The organism is Salegentibacter sp. (assembly GCF_041642575.1).
GTDB lineage: Bacteria > Bacteroidota > Bacteroidia > Flavobacteriales > Flavobacteriaceae > Salegentibacter.
Map to the genome: position 1 here is coordinate 1 of NZ_JBEPWD010000186.1, position 2,105 is coordinate 2,105.

Sequence of the window (2,105 nt, forward strand, 5' to 3'; positions counted from 1 at the left end):
TTTGCAAACTAAAGATACATATTTCTTTAGATCCACAATTCATAATTTTATCTATTTTGAAACTCCAGGAAAAAATTCTGAACACTGCCAAAGAAACCATTTCCATTGAAGCCAAAGCGATTGCAAACTTAGAATATCTTATTGATAATGAGTTCGTTCAGGCGGTAGAAAAAATATATCATTCTAAAGGAAGAGTTGTAGTTACCGGAATAGGAAAAAGCGCCATTATTGCCAATAAGATCGTGGCTACTTTAAATTCTACCGGCACCCCGGCCATCTTCATGCACGCCGCCGATGCCATACATGGAGACCTTGGAAATATTCAGCAGGATGATGTGGTGATCTGTATCTCCAAAAGCGGGAACAGTCCCGAGATCAAAGTCCTGGTGCCCTTCATAAAAAATTTTAAAAATCCCCTAATCGGGATCACTGGCGATAAAAATTCATTTCTGGGTCAGGAAGCAGATTACGTCCTTAATTCATACGTAGAAAAAGAGGCCTGTCCAAACAATCTTGCGCCCACCACCAGTACCACCGCACAAATGGTATTGGGTGATGCCCTGGCAATTTGCCTGGTGGAGCTGAAAGGTTTCTCCCGAAAAGACTTTGCCAAATACCACCCGGGTGGCTCTCTTGGTAAAAAACTCTACCTGCGGGTAAGGGATATCACTGTTCAGAATCAGAAACCTGCTGTATCTCCGGATACTTCAGTTACCGATGCCATCATTGAAATTTCAGAAAAAATGCTTGGGGTAACCGCAGTATTGGAAAATGATAAGATTATCGGAATAATTACCGATGGGGACATCAGGCGGATGCTGAAGAATTCTACCGAATTCAAGAATCTCACCGCACGAGATATTATGAGCGCTAACCCAAAGACCATTCATCAGGATACCCTGGCCGTGGATGCACTGGATATGCTGGAACAAAATAAGATCTCCCAACTTCTCGCAGTTGAAGATAATAAATACGCAGGAGTGGTCCATATTCACAACCTAATGAGAGAAGGCATCCTATAATGAAGCAGATTGGAACTCCACACGATGAAATGTCTTTTTTAGATCATCTGGAAGACCTGCGCTGGCACCTTATTCGCGCTACTTTAGCCGTGGTAATTGCCGGAACTATCGCCTTCCTGGCAAAAGGTTTTATTTTTGATGTTCTGCTTTTCGGCCCCAGTAAAGGCAATTTCTTTTCTTATGATATTTTATGTCGTATCTCCACTGCCCTGGGAATAGACGGAGGTTTTTGCTTTGATGAAATGCCTTTCCGAATCCAAAGTAGAACGATGGGCGGACAGTTCTCGGCCCACATCTGGACATCTATTACCGCCGGCTTTATCATCGCCTTCCCTTATGTTATCTATGAATTCTGGAAATTTGTAGCCCCTGCTATGCATAATACCGAACGGCGGCATGCTAAAGGATTTATCTTTATTTCCTCTATCTTGTTTTTTACGGGGGTACTTTTCGGTTATTATGTGGTAACTCCGCTTTCTATTAATTTCCTCGGAAAATACCAGGTTAGCGAAACCGTATTTAACGATTTTGACCTGAGCAGTTATATCGGGTTGGTAAGGGCTTCAGTACTTGCAAGCGGACTCATCTTCGAGCTGCCCATTGTGATTTATTTCCTTACCAAAGTAGGGATCGTAACCCCGGGTTTTCTGATCAAATACAGGAAATACGCCTTGGTGCTCGTGTTGATACTTTCTGCGATCATTACCCCGCCGGATATCGTAAGCCAGATAATTGTGGCTATTCCGGTGCTTGTTCTCTACGAAGTGAGTATCATCATCTCCAAAGTGATCCATAAACAAGAACAACGAAAATTAAAAAAACAAGGCTATGAAAAATAAAGTAGAAGAGTTCAATGAGTACCGCGCTCAGATGAACGATAAGATCCTTAACGAAAACAACAAGGTTCTGAAAAGAATTTTCAACCTGGACACCAATGCTTTTACAGAAGGTGCCCTGGACAAAAAAACCAAGGAACTCCTCGGCCTGGTGGCCTCGTTAGTGCTTAGATGCGACGATTGTGTGAAATACCACCTGGAGAGCAGCCACAAAGCAAATATAAGCCGGGAAGAGGTTATGGAAACT

At 42.7% G+C, this 2,105-nt stretch carries 3 protein-coding genes; all 3 read left to right on the forward strand.

Annotated features, from left to right (window positions below; all coding sequences use genetic code 11):
- Window positions 1–56: 56 nt before the first annotated feature.
- The gene (locus ACESK1_RS13145; RefSeq protein ID WP_372920628.1) at window positions 57–1,022 is read left to right on the forward strand and encodes an SIS domain-containing protein; all 966 of its coding nucleotides are present in this window, start codon (window positions 57–59) and stop codon (window positions 1,020–1,022) included.
- The gene (gene tatC, locus ACESK1_RS13150) at window positions 1,022–1,861 is read left to right on the forward strand and encodes a twin-arginine translocase subunit TatC (RefSeq protein WP_372920626.1); all 840 of its coding nucleotides are present in this window, start codon (window positions 1,022–1,024) and stop codon (window positions 1,859–1,861) included. Before ACESK1_RS13145 ends, tatC begins: the two co-directional genes overlap by 1 nt.
- Window positions 1,851–2,105: carboxymuconolactone decarboxylase family protein (locus ACESK1_RS13155; RefSeq protein WP_372920627.1), on the forward strand; the 255-nt coding region annotated here is incomplete at its 3' end. The genes tatC and ACESK1_RS13155, both read left to right, overlap by 11 nt.